General features: G+C 60.3%; 18 protein-coding genes. 11 read left to right on the forward strand and 7 right to left on the reverse strand.

What is annotated here, in order from left to right:
* Positions 1-7: 7 nt before the first annotated feature.
* The 3 genes from HBN68_RS10155 to HBN68_RS10165 form a co-directional block, all read right to left on the reverse strand.
* Positions 8-1,273 (reverse strand): ABC transporter permease, encoded by a 1,266-nt coding sequence (locus tag HBN68_RS10155; RefSeq protein WP_169963922.1) that lies wholly within the window; start codon positions 1,271-1,273, stop codon positions 8-10.
* A 1-nt stretch (position 1,274) separates the two neighbouring features.
* A complete protein-coding gene (locus HBN68_RS10160) occupies positions 1,275-1,985 on the reverse strand; it encodes an ABC transporter ATP-binding protein (RefSeq protein WP_169963924.1) in 711 nt (236 codons plus the stop codon).
* Positions 1,986-2,071: 86 nt separating this feature from the next.
* The gene (locus HBN68_RS10165; protein WP_169963927.1) at positions 2,072-2,635 is read right to left on the reverse strand and encodes a DUF2796 domain-containing protein; all 564 of its coding nucleotides are present in this window, start codon (positions 2,633-2,635) and stop codon (positions 2,072-2,074) included.
* 135 nt (positions 2,636-2,770) lie between these two features.
* On the opposite strand from HBN68_RS10165, the gene HBN68_RS10170 reads away from it, so the two are divergent.
* Positions 2,771-3,112: a hypothetical protein gene (locus tag HBN68_RS10170; RefSeq protein ID WP_094992127.1), complete on the forward strand. Its 342-nt coding sequence runs from the start codon at positions 2,771-2,773 to the stop codon at positions 3,110-3,112.
* A 33-nt stretch (positions 3,113-3,145) separates the two neighbouring features.
* Here the strand turns inward: HBN68_RS10170 and trxA are convergent, their stop codons facing one another.
* Genes trxA through HBN68_RS10185 form a run of 3 tightly spaced genes read right to left on the reverse strand, consistent with a single transcriptional unit; the run spans position 3,146 to position 5,188 of the window.
* The gene (gene trxA, locus HBN68_RS10175; protein WP_169963929.1) at positions 3,146-4,021 is read right to left on the reverse strand and encodes a thioredoxin; all 876 of its coding nucleotides are present in this window, start codon (positions 4,019-4,021) and stop codon (positions 3,146-3,148) included.
* A gap of 31 nt (positions 4,022-4,052) precedes the next feature.
* On the reverse strand, positions 4,053-4,742 hold the full coding sequence (locus HBN68_RS10180; protein WP_169963930.1) for a 50S ribosomal protein L11 methyltransferase: 690 nt from the start codon (positions 4,740-4,742) through the stop codon (positions 4,053-4,055).
* Complete coding sequence (locus HBN68_RS10185) at positions 4,739-5,188, reverse strand: YbaY family lipoprotein (RefSeq protein ID WP_094992130.1); 450 nt, start codon at positions 5,186-5,188, stop codon at positions 4,739-4,741. Before HBN68_RS10185 ends, HBN68_RS10180 begins: the two co-directional genes overlap by 4 nt.
* Before the next feature lie 140 nt (positions 5,189-5,328).
* Between HBN68_RS10185 and nrdR the strand changes: the two genes are divergently transcribed.
* The 10 genes from nrdR (at position 5,329) to HBN68_RS10235 (ending at position 12,765) form a co-directional block, all read left to right on the forward strand.
* Positions 5,329-5,793, forward strand: a complete 465-nt coding sequence (nrdR, locus tag HBN68_RS10190; RefSeq protein WP_162199719.1) for a transcriptional regulator NrdR — start codon at positions 5,329-5,331, stop codon at positions 5,791-5,793.
* A gap of 38 nt (positions 5,794-5,831) precedes the next feature.
* Positions 5,832-6,923 (forward strand): bifunctional diaminohydroxyphosphoribosylaminopyrimidine deaminase/5-amino-6-(5-phosphoribosylamino)uracil reductase RibD, encoded by a 1,092-nt coding sequence (gene ribD / locus HBN68_RS10195; RefSeq protein WP_094992230.1) that lies wholly within the window; start codon positions 5,832-5,834, stop codon positions 6,921-6,923.
* Between the two features lie 46 nt (positions 6,924-6,969).
* On the forward strand, positions 6,970-7,635 hold the full coding sequence (locus HBN68_RS10200) for a riboflavin synthase (RefSeq protein ID WP_094992131.1): 666 nt from the start codon (positions 6,970-6,972) through the stop codon (positions 7,633-7,635).
* A 16-nt stretch (positions 7,636-7,651) separates the two neighbouring features.
* Positions 7,652-8,743, forward strand: a complete 1,092-nt coding sequence (gene ribBA, locus HBN68_RS10205) for a bifunctional 3,4-dihydroxy-2-butanone-4-phosphate synthase/GTP cyclohydrolase II (RefSeq protein WP_094992132.1) — start codon at positions 7,652-7,654, stop codon at positions 8,741-8,743.
* A 92-nt stretch (positions 8,744-8,835) separates the two neighbouring features.
* Positions 8,836-9,312 carry a 6,7-dimethyl-8-ribityllumazine synthase gene (ribE, locus tag HBN68_RS10210; RefSeq protein ID WP_047277819.1) on the forward strand — a complete coding sequence of 159 codons (477 nt, stop codon included), beginning with the start codon at positions 8,836-8,838 and terminating at the stop codon, positions 9,310-9,312.
* Entirely contained in the window at positions 9,309-9,809 is a 501-nt protein-coding gene (gene nusB, locus HBN68_RS10215; RefSeq protein WP_094992133.1) for a transcription antitermination factor NusB, read from the forward strand. Before ribE ends, nusB begins: the two co-directional genes overlap by 4 nt.
* Positions 9,810-9,824: 15 nt before the next feature.
* Complete coding sequence (gene thiL / locus HBN68_RS10220; RefSeq protein ID WP_169963932.1) at positions 9,825-10,778, forward strand: thiamine-phosphate kinase; 954 nt, start codon at positions 9,825-9,827, stop codon at positions 10,776-10,778.
* Between the two features lie 153 nt (positions 10,779-10,931).
* Complete coding sequence (gene ribA, locus HBN68_RS10225) at positions 10,932-11,549, forward strand: GTP cyclohydrolase II (RefSeq protein ID WP_169963935.1); 618 nt, start codon at positions 10,932-10,934, stop codon at positions 11,547-11,549.
* On the forward strand, positions 11,546-11,965 hold the full coding sequence (locus HBN68_RS10230) for an MFS transporter (protein ID WP_169963937.1): 420 nt from the start codon (positions 11,546-11,548) through the stop codon (positions 11,963-11,965). The genes ribA and HBN68_RS10230 overlap by 4 nt, the downstream gene beginning before the upstream one ends.
* Positions 11,965-12,765, forward strand: coding sequence for a cobalamin-binding protein (locus HBN68_RS10235; protein WP_169963939.1), 801 nt, complete (start codon positions 11,965-11,967; stop codon positions 12,763-12,765). The genes HBN68_RS10230 and HBN68_RS10235 overlap by 1 nt, the downstream gene beginning before the upstream one ends.
* A gap of 37 nt (positions 12,766-12,802) precedes the next feature.
* Here the strand turns inward: HBN68_RS10235 and HBN68_RS10240 are convergent, their stop codons facing one another.
* A complete protein-coding gene (locus HBN68_RS10240; protein ID WP_169963941.1) occupies positions 12,803-14,653 on the reverse strand; it encodes a TonB-dependent receptor in 1,851 nt (616 codons plus the stop codon).

Raw genomic sequence — 14,653 nt, forward strand, 5'->3', positions numbered from 1 at the left:
CACAGGCTCATAAGCGAATGGACAGGCCATCGGCCAGCGATTGGCGGTAAGCGCGCCAGGCGGGCACGCAGCCCATTAACAGGGCGGCGGCCAGAATACCTGCCAGCAGGGTCCATTCATATTCGCTCGGCCAAGCCAGTGGTAAATACAGTCCGTAGTTCGATTGCACGTAACCTTGCGCCAGCGCGATACCCACATACAACAGGGCCATGCCTGCCACTACACCGCTCAGCGCCAATGCCAAGGCTTCGAATACCAGCAGGGTAGCGATGTGCCACGGGCGGGCGCCAACTGATCGCAGGATCGCCATTTCGCGGCGTCGCTCATTGAGGCTGGTCAAAATCGCGGTCAGCATGCCGATCAACCCAGTTAGCACCACAAACAGCGATACCACAAACAAGGCTTTTTCAGCGGTGCTCATCAGGCTCCACAGTTCTTGCAAGGCGACGCCGGGCAAAATGGCCATCATCGGTTCGCCCCGGTATTCGTTAATTTCACGCTGCAAGGCAAAGGTCGAAATCTTGCTGTTCAGCCCCAGCATGAAAGCCGTGATGGCCTGAGGCGTGAGGTCCATGTTGCGGGCTTGGTCGGCCGTCACACGACCTGCGCCACGAGCGGGCACGCCGTTGTGCCAGTCGATGTGAATGGCCTCCATGCCGCCCAGGCTGATGTGCAGCGTGCGGTCCACTGGCGTACCCGTGCGTTTGAGAATGCCGACCACTGTGAAGGGTTTGTCGTCGTGCTTAACCAGACTCACGGCTGCGACACCGTGGGCCAGCACCAGTTTGTCACCCAGTTTGTAGTGCAGCGCCTGTGCGACCTCGGCGCCAAGCACCACTTCAAAAGGGTCGGAGGCAAAGGCGCGGCCCTCGGCCAACTGCAGATTTTGCCGGTGACCGTATTGATAGTGCTCAAAATAGGCTTCGCTGGTGCCCATGACCCGGTAGCCGCGGTGGGAGTCACCCAGCGACATGGGGATCGCCCATTTCACCTTGGGGTTAGTGGCGAAGTGTTCAAAGCTGTCCCAGCGAATGTTGTTGGTGGCATTGCCAATGCGGAACACCGAATACAGCAGCAAATTCACCGACCCCGAGCGGGCGCCGACGATCAGGTCGGTGCCGCTGATGGTGCTGGCAAAGCTGGCACGGGCCTCGGTACGCACCCGCTCCACGGCCAGCAACAAACACACGGACAAGGCAATCGCGAACGCCGTCAGCAGGGCGGTAAAGCGGCGGTTGGCCAGACTGGCCAGCGCAAGACGAAACAAATACATCTCAGACCTCTGCCGGGGCGGCGGCACGATTGAGTTCAGACAACGACAGGTTGCGGTCGAATAGCGGGGCCAGGCTTTGATCGTGGCTGACGAACAACAGGCTGGCGCCTGCTTCGCGGCATTCGGCGAACAACAACTGAATGAAGGCTTCGCGTGCATCGGCGTCAAGGGCCGAGGTGGGCTCGTCAGCGATTACCAGTGCGGGTTGGCCGATCAGTGCGCGGGCGGCGGCCACCCGTTGTTGCTGGCCGATGGACAGCGAGTCGGCTCGTCGCTCCAGCAACGCCGGGTCTTTAAGGCCCAAGTGGGCGAGCAAGGTGTGCGCGGCCTTGTCGACACTGCCATGACGCTGAGCGGCGCGGCTGGCCCGCAGTTTGGAAAAGTGGCAAGGCAGTTCCACGTTTTCACGCACGGACAAAAACGGCAGCAAGTTAAATTGCTGGAAGATGTAACCCGTGTGATCGACGCGAAAACGGTCGCGTGCGCCAGAACCCAATTCACTCAGTTCCTGGCCCAGTAAACGGATTGAGCCGTGGTCGGCTTTTTGCACGCCTCCCAGCAAACCCAGCAAGGTGGTTTTGCCGCTGCCGCTGGGGCCTTTGAGAAACAGGGTTTCGCCGGCCTGCAGGCTGAATTCGGGGATGTCCAGCAGCACGGGATGGCCCGGCCAACTAAAAGTCAGGTCGCTCAGCTCGATGAGTGCTTGGGTCATGGGTCGTCAGAATCGCCTGCAATGTCGGGAAAAGTGGGTGTCACTGGCGCAGCCTGCTAAAGAGCTGCACCAGCCACTGGCCGTAGTCAGAACGTCAGCGTCGGCGCTTTCGCTGACACGTTGACTGCTTGCTGACCGTTCGGACCGATCAGTTGTACCTTGAATGTGTGGGTCCCGGGGAATGTCTTGAAAAACGTGCCGAAGTCGAGGTTTTTCAACTGGCCCGGTTCGGCGCAGGTAAACGCGTAGTGTGCTTCGACATCGCTGTGGTGATGTTCAGTCTTGGCCTTGCTCGCGCCTTCTTCAGGTGCGGGGTCGAACAACGGGCTGTTGAGTTCCTGCGCCTCAACCACACACTTTGCCGCCGGCGGCAGGTTGAACAGAGTCAGCGGGTTTTCCAGTCGGGCCTTGGCGGCCGCAACGCTGGCTTTGTCTGCATCGGTAGTGGCCGCGTGTTCAAACCCCACCAGGTTCATCGCAGGGCTGTCGAGGTCCAGTTCCAGTGTGTTGTCGTCAAGTGCCACATTCAATGTGCCGACGCCGTGTTCATGGGGGGCAAGGCTGCCATGTTCGTGATCATGCGCTTGAGCCGCGTGCACCACGGCCAGCGGTAATAAAGCGAACGGCAAAGCGAGCAGCAAACGACGCATAGCATGACTCCAGCAAGAAATGGATGATTGTTTTGTTATGTAATCTTATAACGCGACCGCGAGAGTTTGCCCGTGTGCTTGGCGTTACGCAAGACGCATGGGAGCATGCGCACATGAAACTTGAGGAGCCCTGCAATGGTGCGGATTCGCGGAACAATAGGCGATTGGCCCGTCGACTTGACGGTTGAACTGGATGAGGCGGAGTGGGCGCAGTTGGGTGGGCAGATTAAAACGTCTGCGCCCGGCCATGCTGCAGTCGTCAGCCCCCCGGTGAGTCAGGACGACACGGTGTGGGAAATGACCAAAGACATACTGCGTAAGGCCGGACAAATGACCGGGCCGCAGTTGTTGGAGCAACTGGAGGCTTTGACCGGCAGCACAGGGGCGGGAAAACGCCTGTTGGTGCGTCTGCGCCATAGCCGCGAAGTGAAAGTGGTGAGCGGCGCCGACTCACCGGTTTACAGCTGGGTTGAGTAAAACCGGTGAGGGCGCGCTGTTGCAGTGGGCAGGTCAATACAGCGCGGCAAACAATTTGCGGCGATAGGTGGTGACCAGCGGGTGATCATTGCCCAGCAGATCAAACACTTGCAGCAGCGTCTTGTGAGTAATGCCCTCGTGGAAGCTGCGGTTGCGGATAAACAGCTTCAGCAAGCCTTCCAGGGCCCCTTCGTATTGCTGGCGCGCCAGCTGCTGAACTGCCAGTTGATAGGCGGCTTCGTCGTCCAGCGGGTTTTGCGCCACGCGGGTTTTCAGGTCAGCAACATCCGGCAGGTCTTTGGCCTGGCTCAAGAAGGTCAGTTGCGCCTTGGCGCCTGCCAGCTCGGCTTTATGCTCGTCGCTTTTAACCGCGTCCAGTACGGCTTGCGCTTCAGTCAGCTCGCCACGCTCAGCCAGGCAGCGGCCATACAGAATCAGCGCCTTGGCGTTGGTGTTGTCTTCGGTGAGTACCTGCTTGAGCAACGTTTCAGCGTCGGCAAAGCGGCTTTCGGTAAACAGGGCCTGCGCTTGCACCATCGGGTCTTCAGCAGGCGGGGCAGGCATGACGACATGAGGCTCAAGCATGGCGCGAATGGCGGATTCGGGTTGCGCTTCCTGAAAGCCGTCAACCACTTTACCGTCTTTGAACAACACCACGGTCGGCAGGGTGCGAATGCCGATGCGGCCCACGATGTCCTGCTCCACGTCGCAGTTAACCTTGGCCAGCTGCAGTTCGCCCTGATAGTCCTGGGCAATCTGCTCCAGAATCGGCAGCATCACCTTGCACGGCGCGCACCACTCAGCCCAAAAATCCACCAGTACGGGTTGATCAAACGAGGCTTCAACAACCTGTTTGTCGAAGTCTGCCGACGTCACGTCGAAGCTATAAGAAGTCGTAGGTTGAGTCATTGTGGGTCTCGAAACAGGTAAATGAAGGCAACTATAAAGGCTGTGCGGGCACGCTGAAAGTGGCTTGCCAGCGCTGCGCGTGATACAGGCTCACGTCGCGGAACTCATGGGGCTCGGCCAGATCCGGCAACGTGAGTGCCTTGAGGCTTTCCAACTGGCGGTACAACGGATGCTTGAAATCACGCACCCGGGAATCGGCCACCAGCGTCTGTTGGCCGCGGGTCAAAAACTGGTCAAGCAACGGCAGGTTTTCGCGGTCGTACAGCACATCAGCCACCAGGATCAGATCGAAACGGTCCGCCTCGCCAAAGAAATCGCTGGAATAGCTCAATTGCACCTGATTGAGCGCCGCATTGGCTTGGCAGGCTGCCAGCGCCAGCGGGTCGAGATCGCACGCCAGCACTTCCAGTGCGCCTGCTTTGGCTGCAGCAATCGCGGCTACGCCTGAGCCTGCGCCGAAGTCCAGCACGCGCTTGCCTTTGACCCAGTGCGGCTGGTCGGCCAAGTAACGTGCCAGTGCCAAACCGCTGGCCCAGCAAAACGCCCAGTACGGAGGTTCGTACAAAATCCGACGGGTCTCGTCCGGGGTGAATGCGCGGTTCATGTTCTGCGCGTCGATCAGCCACAGCTTGAGTGACGTGTCAGGCAAGTCGGTGACCACCAGTCGCGCATCCCCCAGCAGCTCACTTAGCGACTGTTGCAGGGCGAGCGGCGGGCTCATGGTGCTTTGACAAATGCCAAGGTGCCCAAGGCTTGCGTTGTCGGCTGCTGGATGATGCGTGACGGCAAGTGCAGGATCAGTTGCCCGGACTGGCTGGCGCGCCCGCGCAGTTCAACCCGCGCACCGGCCGGGAATGCCTGCGGATTGAAGCGCAGCTTGAACGGCAGCGGCTGGTTGTTGCCGACTATCTTGCTGCTGGCCATCAGCCCTTGAGGACGGCCGCGTTCATCCACGATCAACATCGCCAGTTCAACTTCGGCGCCCGCGGGCGCGCCTGTCAGTACGCCGCTCAGTTCACGCTGATGGGCGGGCAAGGGGCCGAGATCCGCAGGCGCATCGGTTTTAGGCTGGGTCAGCACTTGAGGTTGCGCCGACTTGGGCGGCTCACTGCTACACGCGACCAGCACACTGGCGAGGCACAGCAAAACAAGCGTTCGTAGCGACATAGAGGGCTCCAGCAGCAGGTCAGTCGACGTATCGGATTGTGTAAAACGTAGTAGGCGGACTGTATACCGTAAAGCCTATGGCTTGTCTTGCCAGTGGGATGCGCTACCATGGCGCTCCCCATTTTTTGTTGCCTGCCACCATGCACTGTCCCTTCTGCGGTGCCAACGACACTAAAGTCATCGACTCGCGTCTGGTCGCCGAGGGCGATCAGGTGCGTCGCCGGCGCGAATGCCTGGCCTGTGGTGAACGCTTCACCACCTTTGAAACAGCTGAGTTGGTCTTACCCCGCCTTATCAAACAGGACGGCAGCCGTCAGCCGTTCGACGAAGAAAAACTGCGCGCCGGTATGCAGCGTGCGCTGGAAAAACGCCCGGTCAGTGTCGAGCGTCTTGAAGCGGCGCTGGCGCATATCAAAAGCAGGTTGCGCGCCACCGGCGAACGCGAAGTCAAATCGCTGGTGGTCGGTGAGCTGGTCATGACCGAACTGCAAAAACTCGACGAAGTGGCCTACATCCGTTTCGCTTCTGTGTATCGACGTTTCCAGGACCTCAACGAGTTCCGCGAAGAGATCGACCGCCTTGCCCGTGAGCCTTCAAAGGAGTGATTGTGTCCACTGAGCAAACCGTCCTGGACGCCCATTACATGGCGCGTGCCATCGAGCTGGCCCGAAAGGGTCTGTACACCACCCATCCCAACCCGCGCGTCGGCTGCGTGATTGTGCGTGACGGCCAGATCGTGGGCGAGGGCTGGCATGTGCGGGCCGGTGAACCCCATGCCGAGGTCTACGCATTGCGTGCCGCTGGCGAACTTGCCCGGGGGGCGACCGCCTATGTCACCCTTGAGCCGTGCAGCCATCATGGCCGTACCCCGCCGTGCGCCGAAGGGTTGGTCACTGCCGGGGTCGCCCGCGTGGTGGCCGCCATGCAAGACCCTAACCCGGAAGTCGCCGGGCGTGGCCTCAAGCGTTTGGCCGATGCCGGTATCGACGTGCGCTGCGGCGTGCTCGAAACCGAAGCGCGTGCCCTGAACAAAGGGTTTCTCAAACGCATGGAGCTGGGCTTGCCCTTTGTGCGGGTCAAATTGGCAATGAGCCTGGACGGGCGCACGGCGATGGCCAGCGGCGAAAGCCAATGGATCACAGGCCCCGCCGCACGTTCGGCCGTGCAGCGTCTGCGCGCCGAGGCCAGCGTCGTGGTGACGGGTGCAGACACTGTGCTGGCCGACGGCGCGCGCCTGACCGTGCGTGCTGATGAGCTGGGCCTGGATGCCGAGCAGACCGCGCTGGTCATGAGCCGGCCGCCGTTGCGCGTGTTGATCGATGGCCGCCTGCGCGTGCCGCTCGATGCGCCGTTTTTCAAAGCAGGTCCGGCACTCGTTGCCACGTGTGTACCGCCAGCGGGGCAATACCGCACAGGGCCAGAGTGCCTGGTGATCCCCGGCGAAAACGGTCAGGTCGATTTGCGTCAATTGTTGGTGGCGCTGGCGGCCCGGGGCGTTAACGAGGTACTGGTTGAAGCCGGTCCACGTCTGGCGGGCGCATTTGCCGAGCAAGGGCTGGTGGATGAATATCAAATCTTCATCGCGGCCAAATTCTTGGGTTCAACCGCGCGTCCTCTGCTGGAGCTGCCATTGACCCGCATGAGCGAAGCGACCGAACTCAAGATCACAGATCTGCGCGCAGTTGGGGATGACTGGCGAGTCACTGCCATCCCAGTGCCATTAGCCAGCGTATAATTCTCAGCCTCCGTTTTACGCAGGTTTTGTTCTCAAGGGGAACGCCATGTTTACCGGCATCATCGAATCCATCGGCAACATCCGTGCATTGACCCCAAAAGGTGGTGATGTACGGGTTTATGTAGAGACCGGCAAGCTCGACCTGAGCGACGTTAAACTCGGCGACAGCATTGCCATCAACGGCGTTTGCCTGACGGCGGTTGAGCTGCCGGGCAACGGCTTCATGGCCGACGTCAGTCGCGAGACGCTCGACTGCACGGCTTTCAACGATTTGAAAGCGGGCAGCCGGGTCAATCTCGAAAAAGCCCTGACCCCGACGACGCGTCTGGGCGGTCATCTGGTGAGCGGTCACGTGGACGGCGTCGGTGAGGTGATCTCCCGCGAAGAGAACGCCCGCGCCATTGAATTCCGCATCCGTGCGCCAAAAGAGCTGGCCAAATACATCGCCCACAAAGGCTCGATCACGGTCGACGGCACCAGCCTGACCGTGAACGCGGTCAATGGCGCCGAATTCTCGTTGACCATCATCCCGCACACCTTGAGCGAAACCATCATGGACGACTACCGTCCGGGCCGTCGGGTGAACCTTGAGGTCGATCTGCTGGCGCGCTATCTGGAGCGTTTGCTGCTGGGCGACAAGGCCGCCGAGCCGACCAAGGGCAGCACCATCAGCGAAAGTTTTCTGGCCGCCAACGGCTACCTCAAATCCTGACTTAAGGGGGTGCCGCGTGGCGCTCAACAGCATCGAAGAACTGGTTGAAGACATCCGCCAAGGCAAGATGGTCATCCTCATGGATGACGAAGACCGCGAGAACGAAGGCGACCTGATCATGGCCGCCGAGTGCTGCAAGGCCGAGCACATCAACTTTATGGCGCGTTTTGCCCGTGGCCTGATTTGCATGCCGATGACCCGCGAGCGTTGCGAGCTGCTCAAGCTGCCGTTGATGGCACCGCGCAACGGCTCGGGGTTTGGCACCAAGTTCACGGTTTCCATCGAAGCCGCAACCGGCGTCACCACCGGCATCTCGGCCGCCGATCGTGCCCGCACCGTGCAAGCCGCTGCGGCCAAGGACGCCAAGGCTGAAGACATCGTCAGCCCGGGGCATATCTTCCCGCTGATGGCACAGGCGGGCGGCACGCTGGCCCGTGCCGGCCACACCGAAGCCGCCTGCGACCTGGCGCGCATGGCCGGTTTCGAGCCAAGTGGTGTGATCTGCGAAGTGATGAACGACGATGGCACCATGTCCCGTCGCGCCGAGCTGGAAAAATTCGCGGCTGAACACAACATCAAAATCGGCACCATTGCCGACCTGATTCACTACCGCATGATCCACGAACGTACCGTTCAGCGGATTGCCGAGCAGCCATTGGACAGCGAACTGGGCCAATTCAACCTGGTGACCTATCGTGATTCAGTCGAAGGCGACGTGCACATGGCACTGACCCTGGGCAAGATCTGCGCCGACGAACCGACGCTGGTGCGGGTGCATAACATGGACCCGCTGCGTGATCTGTTGATGGTCAAACAGCCCGGTCGCTGGAGCCTGCGGGCCGCCATGAGCGCCGTTGCAGCGGCTGGCAGCGGTGTTGTGCTGCTGTTGGGGCACCCGCTGGATGGCGATGTGTTGTTGGCCCATATCCGCGAAACGGCCGATGCATTGCCGGTCAAAAAACCGACCACCTACAGCATCGTGGGGGCAGGTTCGCAGATCCTGCGTGACCTCGGCGTACGCAAAATGCGCCTGATGAGTTCACCGATGAAGTTCAATGCCATATCCGGTTTCGATCTGGAAGTTGTAGAATACGTGCCCTCCGAATAATGACCGGGTGTTTCCCGCCTGAAATTCGTGGCCCAAACTCATTAAAGAACGCACGCAAGTGCGTTCTGGCTCTTTAATACGAGACATACCGAATGACCCTGAAGACCATCGAAGGTACCTTCATTGCCCCCAAAGGCCGCTACGCACTCGTCGTTGGCCGTTTCAACAGCTTCGTTGTCGAAAGCCTGGTGAGTGGTGCCGTTGATGCCCTGGTTCGCCACGGTGTGAACGAAAACGACATCACCATCATTCGTGCGCCGGGCGCGTTCGAAATCCCGCTGGTTGCGCAAAAAGTTGCCCAGCGCAATGAATTCGCTGCCATTGTCGCCCTGGGCGCTGTGATTCGCGGCGGTACTCCGCACTTCGAATACGTGGCAGGCGAGTGCACCAAAGGTTTGGCTCAGGTGTCCATGCAGTTCGGCGTACCGGTTGCATTCGGCGTGCTGACCGTTGACTCCATCGAACAAGCCATCGAGCGCTCCGGCACCAAAGCCGGTAACAAGGGCGCCGAAGCCGCCTTGTCCGCCCTCGAAATGGTCAGCCTGTTGGCGCAGTTGGAGGCCAAGTGATTTCCGACGAAAGCGATCGTTTCAACCCGCGCGATCCAAAACCTGCGGACGCTGGCAAGCCTTCCAAAAGCGCCAAACGTCGTGAAGCGCGTCAGCTCGCGACACAGGCGCTGTATCAGTGGCACATGGCCAAGCACTCGCTGAACGAGATCGAAGCGCAGTTCCGCGTTGATAACGACTTCACCGACGTTGATGCTGCGTACTTCCGTGAAATCCTGCACGGCGTGCCTGCAATCAAAGCGGATATCGATGCTGCCCTGGCCCCGTGCCTGGACATCACCATCGAAGAGCTGGACCCGGTTGAACTGGCCGTACTGCGCCTGTCTACCTGGGAACTGATCAAGCGTGTTGACGTGCCTTACCGCGTGGTAATCAACGAAGGCATCGAGCTGGCCAAAGTGTACGGTTCCACCGACGGGCACAAGTTCGTCAACGGTGTGCTGGATAAATTGGCGCCGCGCCTGCGTGAAGCTGAAGTCAAGGCGTTCAAGCGCTAAACAGCGCTGTCGGCCATGGGCGAGTTCGAGCTGATCCGTACCGTGTTCGCTGCCGCGCCTTGTGCGCAGGGCGGCGAGGGCGTTGCCTTGGGAATTGGCGACGACTGCGCCCTGCTGGATGTTCCCTTCGGGGAACAACTGGCCATTTCCACAGACACGCTGGTAGCTGGCGTGCACTTCGCAGACCCTTGCGACCCTTTTTTGCTCGGTCAGCGTTCGCTGGCAGTGGCGGCCAGTGACCTGGCGGCCATGGGCGCAACCCCCCTCGCGTTTACCCTTGCCCTGACCTTGCCGACGGTGGAAGCCGATTGGCTGCAAGCGTTTGCCCGGGGTTTGAATCACATGGCGCAACGCTGCAACGTGCGCCTGATCGGTGGCGACACCACCCGTGGTCCCTTGTGCCTGACGTTGACAGTATTCGGTCGCGTCCCGACGGGGCACGCCCTGACCCGCAGTGGCGCCCGGCCGGGGGATCTGCTCTGCGTGGGCGGTGAGCTGGGCAATGCCGCGGGTGCTTTGCCTCTGGTGCTCGGTCAGCGCAACGCCGAATCCTTTATCGCAGAGCCGCTGCTGGCGCATTACTGGTCACCGCAGCCGCAACTGGCACTGGGTCAGGCGCTGCGTGGCAAAGCAACGTCGGCGCTGGATATCTCGGACGGCTTGTTGGCTGACTGCGGGCATATCGCGCAGGCATCGCGCGTTCGGCTGCTGATTGAGAACGAGCGCCTGCCCATCTCTGTGGCGCTGCAGGAGTTTCTGGGTGATGCGCCAGCGCAACTGGCGGCGTTAAGCGGCGGCGATGACTACGTACTGGCATTTACGCTGCCACCTGTTGAGTTGCCTACACTGCTGGCCGATGGCTGGCCAATTCATGTCATCGGTTGTGTGGTTGAAGGGCAGGGCGTTGGCGTGCTGGATGCGCAGGGGCAGGACATTACCCCGGCAACCCGTGGCTATCAGCATTTTTAAGGCGAACACCTGTTACAGCAGTCGTTACGGGGTATGTCTGATCAAACTTTTAGATATTTATCCTCGATAATTCAGCCTAAGCGTCTGTAGGAACGTCCTGTTACAATGCAGCCTCTGCGAATTTCCAGTCCTCAAATTGATCAGGAGCACACGGTGCCCGTCGCTTTTGTTGCCGCTTGCAAACTCCCTACTCCCTTTGCCGAATTCACCATGCATGGCTTCCTTGAGAAGGCCACGGGTCGTGAACACGTTGTGCTCAGTTTGGGCGACGTGGCGGACGGTGCGCCGGTTCTGGGCCGCGTGCATTCCGAATGCCTGACCGGCGATGCCCTGTTCAGCCAGCGCTGCGACTGCGGCTCTCAACTCGAAGCTGCCCTGCAGGCCATCGCCCGTGAAGGCCGGGGTGTGCTGTTGTACTTGCGTCAGGAAGGCCGTGGCATTGGCTTGCTGAACAAAGTGCGCGCCTACGAATTGCAGGACGGTGGTGCCGATACCGTCGAAGCCAACGAGCGACTGGGCTTTGCCGCCGATCAGCGCGACTACGCGATCTGTCTGCCAATGCTGGAACACATGGGCGTCAAGTCATTGCGCCTGATGACCAACAACCCGCGCAAGGTCAAAGCCTTGACCGACATGGGCATCACCGTGGCCGAGCGTGTGCCGCTTCACACCGGTCAGAACCCGCATAACAAACTGTACTTGGCGACCAAGGCCAACAAGCTCGGGCACATGATGGGCAATCAGCACCAGAATGAAGCTGACCCGGCGTGACTCGGGGCCAGCGTCGTCGGCGCCTGAGTTTCAGTTGGTGGCAACAGCTGGTGTTGACCCTGTTGCCGCTGGTACTGATTAACGTATTTTTCGGCGCGTCCGAACCGCTCTTGCCTGAATTGGCCATGCCTCTGTTTATTGCGGGCCTCTTGTCGATGTTCGTCACCCTGCGCACGTTCGCGCCTTATAAACATGGCCTGATCCATTTGCAAAAGTCCCTTGATACAGCCCAGGAACCTGCGGCCTGGGATGAATTGGCGCACGTGCGGCGTCGTGCGTTGCTGGCAGCAGGGTTGCCCGCATGGATCGCTGCGTTGGCCGTGTTTGTCGGCCTTGAAGGTGTGCCGCTGTTGCTGCTGGGGTTGTCGACGCTGGTGCTGTTTTACCTCTACCGCATCCCGCGTCAGGTCGGCTGATGCGCCTCTGGCTGGCGGTTCTGCTGCTGGCCGTGAGCACCTCGGCCATGGCAGGCATGCGGGTCGTCAGCCTGGCGCCTTCACTGTCTGAAATCGTCGTGGAACTGGGTGCGGCCGACGTGCTGGTCGGGCGCCTGGACGCGGGCGAGACCTTGCCAGAGTTGGCCAATGTGCCCTCGGTGGGCGGCTATGGCCAACTGGACATGGAGCGCCTGCTCAGCCTGCGCCCGGACTTGGTCCTGCTGTGGCCAGGCAGCGTTGGCGTGGCTCAGCGCGACCAGTTGAAACGCCTGAACCTTCCCACTTTCACCGCCGAACCGAAAAGCCTGACCCAACTGGCCGATCAGGTCGAAGCGTTAGCGTCTGCGCTCAATCGCCCAGAACGCGGGCGCGAGTTGGCGACCCGGTTGCGCGCTCGTCTGGAGCAATTGCAGCAGCAATACACCCGCGAAGAACCGTTACGCGTGTTTTATCAAGTCTGGGATCAGCCGTTGTACACGGTAGGTGGCCAGCAAATCATCAGTGACGCGCTGGCTGTTTGCGGTGCCCGCAATGTGTTTGCCGACTTGTCGTTGCCGGCACCCCAAATCAGCGTGGAGTCGGTTTTGCAGCGTAATCCCGACGTGATCATTGCAGGCACCCAAGCGCAGTTGGATGCCTGGAAGGCCTGGCCACAGCTCGACGCCGTAAAGCACGGGCGCTTGTTGCTACTCAACGACAAAGGTCTTGAGCGCCCAAGCGGACAGATGATCGAAGCCACGGCTCGTTTGTGCGAACAATTGGCTGGGCGTGCGCAGTAGCTGCTGACGGCGTGCGTGTGGCAGCAATCACACAGTTTTACAGGCTGGGGGTCCAGGTCACGGCAACCTGTAGGCTGCGCCGCTCTTCGCGATAGCCGTAATAGTTGCCGTCATATCCGTACAGTGCGCGGGTGAAGGTTTTATCCAGCAGATTGTCGACTTTCACGTCCAGTCGCACGTCTGAGTTGGCCTGCCAATGCGCCCGCAACCCCAGCAGGGCATAACCGCCCATCGGCTGCTGATTCTGTTCATCGTTATAGCTGCTGCTTACGGCTTGCCAGCTGGCGCCCACGCCGAGCCGGTCAAACTGTCGATCCAGATCGAGGCTCAAGGTGCGGCGCGCCCGGCGGCTCAAGGTTTTGCCAGTGTCGCGGTCGCGCGGGTCGATGATGGCCAGGCCGAGGCTGCTCTGCCAACCGAACCATTCCTGTTGCAGTGCGCTTTCGAAACCGGTGATGCGTGCAGCCCCGATGTTCTGCTGAATCCAGTCGGCATCTGCGACGATTGCGTCTTGAATGTCTGTGCGATACAGCGATGTTTCCAGTCGGCTGGTTTCACTCAGTTGGCTGCGCCACTGCAGTTCGTAACTTTTGGAGTGTTCGGGCTCAAGCGCCGGATTGCCAAACTGCGGGTAGTACAGGTCGTTGAACGTAGGCGCCCGGAAGCCTTCGCTGTAGGACAGCAGCACATCGTTAGCGGCATTGAGCGGCACTGTCAGGCTGGCGCTCCACGTGTTATTGCTGCCGAATTGCTGGTTTTTGTCATGACGCAGCCCCAGCTCCGTTGAAAAGCCCTCACCCTGAAAGCGGTGCTGCACAAATACGGCGCGGTTCCAGCGACTGTCTTTGTCGAACGCGGTGCTGCTACGAACCCGATCCTGATACGCGTCGAAGCCCAGCATCAGGCTGTTTTGATCATCCAGCGAGAGGCTGTTTTGCCAGTTCAGGGAATCGCGGTAGGTGTTGAAGCTGTAAAGGTCGGGGCTCAATTTGTCTCGGGTTTTTTCGCGGTTCTCGCTGTGGCCGAGTTCGATGCGCGAGTTCCAGCGCTCAGAGAGCTGTGCATCAATGAAGCTGCCTACGCTGCTGATGTCGAAATTGCTGTAAGACTTTTGCCCGAACGTCGCATCAAGTTCGGTTTTGCCCTCGCTTTTGATGGCGCTGAGGCCGATCTCAAGGCCGTCGTTCAGGTGATGATTGAGGTTCAGACTGACCGATTTGTTGCGATACGCATCGTGGTCGTTATCGACCGGGTAGGACACCGTGGTGCGGTTGATCCCCGCTGTGTTTTCCAGCGCACCGCTGAGGTTGAAGCGCGTGTGGTCATCGCCGCCAGACACCCCGACACTGTTTTGCGAACTGCCGTAGCTGCCCTGCGCACTGTGCAGGCGCAGTTGCGGCGCTTGATCGGCGCCGCGCCGGGTGAAAATCTGAATCACGCCGCCGATCGCATCGCTGCCATAAATCACCGAGCGCGAGCCGCGCAGCACCTCCACGCGCTCGATCTGATCAATGTTCAGGTATTGCAGGTTGCTGTCGGCCGAGGTGGCATTGGCCATGCGCTGGCCGTCGACCAGCACCAGGCTCTGCGCCGATTTGGTGCCGCGAATGTAGATGCCCGGCAGTGCACCGCGCCCACCGCTGCGCGCCACTTGTACGCCCGGCACACGGCCCAGCAGGTCGGTAAGGCCTGTGGGCTGCAAGCGGTCGATGTCGTCGCGGGTAAAGACGGTGTTGGCGCTGGAACTGTCAGAACGTGCTTGCACCTGACGGTTGCCGGTAATCAGTGTTTGCGGCAGCTTGAGGGCATTGTCGCGCCCCTCGGTATCAGCCAGCACCGAACTGGCTGGAATGACGCTGAGAATCAAGGCCAGGCGAAGAGATTTCAT

It is taken from the genome of Pseudomonas sp. WS 5078, from assembly GCF_012985745.1.
Taxonomy (GTDB): domain Bacteria; phylum Pseudomonadota; class Gammaproteobacteria; order Pseudomonadales; family Pseudomonadaceae; genus Aquipseudomonas; species Aquipseudomonas lundensis_A.

Coding starts and splice junctions, on each gene's coding strand:
- HBN68_RS10185 (WP_094992130.1), bottom strand. CDS start 5,188: ATGTCGCTACGAACGCTTGTTTTGCTGTGCCTCGCCAGTGTGCTGGTC.
- HBN68_RS10240 (WP_169963941.1), bottom strand. CDS start 14,653: ATGAAATCTCTTCGCCTGGCCTTGATTCTCAGCGTCATTCCAGCCAGT.
- nrdR (WP_162199719.1), top strand. CDS start 5,329: ATGCACTGTCCCTTCTGCGGTGCCAACGACACTAAAGTCATCGACTCG.
- trxA (WP_169963929.1), bottom strand. CDS start 4,021: ATGACTCAACCTACGACTTCTTATAGCTTCGACGTGACGTCGGCAGAC.
- HBN68_RS10155 (WP_169963922.1), bottom strand. CDS start 1,273: ATGTATTTGTTTCGTCTTGCGCTGGCCAGTCTGGCCAACCGCCGCTTT.
- HBN68_RS10180 (WP_169963930.1), bottom strand. CDS start 4,742: ATGAGCCCGCCGCTCGCCCTGCAACAGTCGCTAAGTGAGCTGCTGGGG.
- thiL (WP_169963932.1), top strand. CDS start 9,825: ATGGGCGAGTTCGAGCTGATCCGTACCGTGTTCGCTGCCGCGCCTTGT.
- HBN68_RS10170 (WP_094992127.1), top strand. CDS start 2,771: ATGGTGCGGATTCGCGGAACAATAGGCGATTGGCCCGTCGACTTGACG.
- ribD (WP_094992230.1), top strand. CDS start 5,832: ATGGCGCGTGCCATCGAGCTGGCCCGAAAGGGTCTGTACACCACCCAT.
- ribE (WP_047277819.1), top strand. CDS start 8,836: ATGACCCTGAAGACCATCGAAGGTACCTTCATTGCCCCCAAAGGCCGC.
- HBN68_RS10160 (WP_169963924.1), bottom strand. CDS start 1,985: ATGACCCAAGCACTCATCGAGCTGAGCGACCTGACTTTTAGTTGGCCG.
- HBN68_RS10165 (WP_169963927.1), bottom strand. CDS start 2,635: ATGCGTCGTTTGCTGCTCGCTTTGCCGTTCGCTTTATTACCGCTGGCC.
- HBN68_RS10200 (WP_094992131.1), top strand. CDS start 6,970: ATGTTTACCGGCATCATCGAATCCATCGGCAACATCCGTGCATTGACC.
- HBN68_RS10235 (WP_169963939.1), top strand. CDS start 11,965: ATGCGCCTCTGGCTGGCGGTTCTGCTGCTGGCCGTGAGCACCTCGGCC.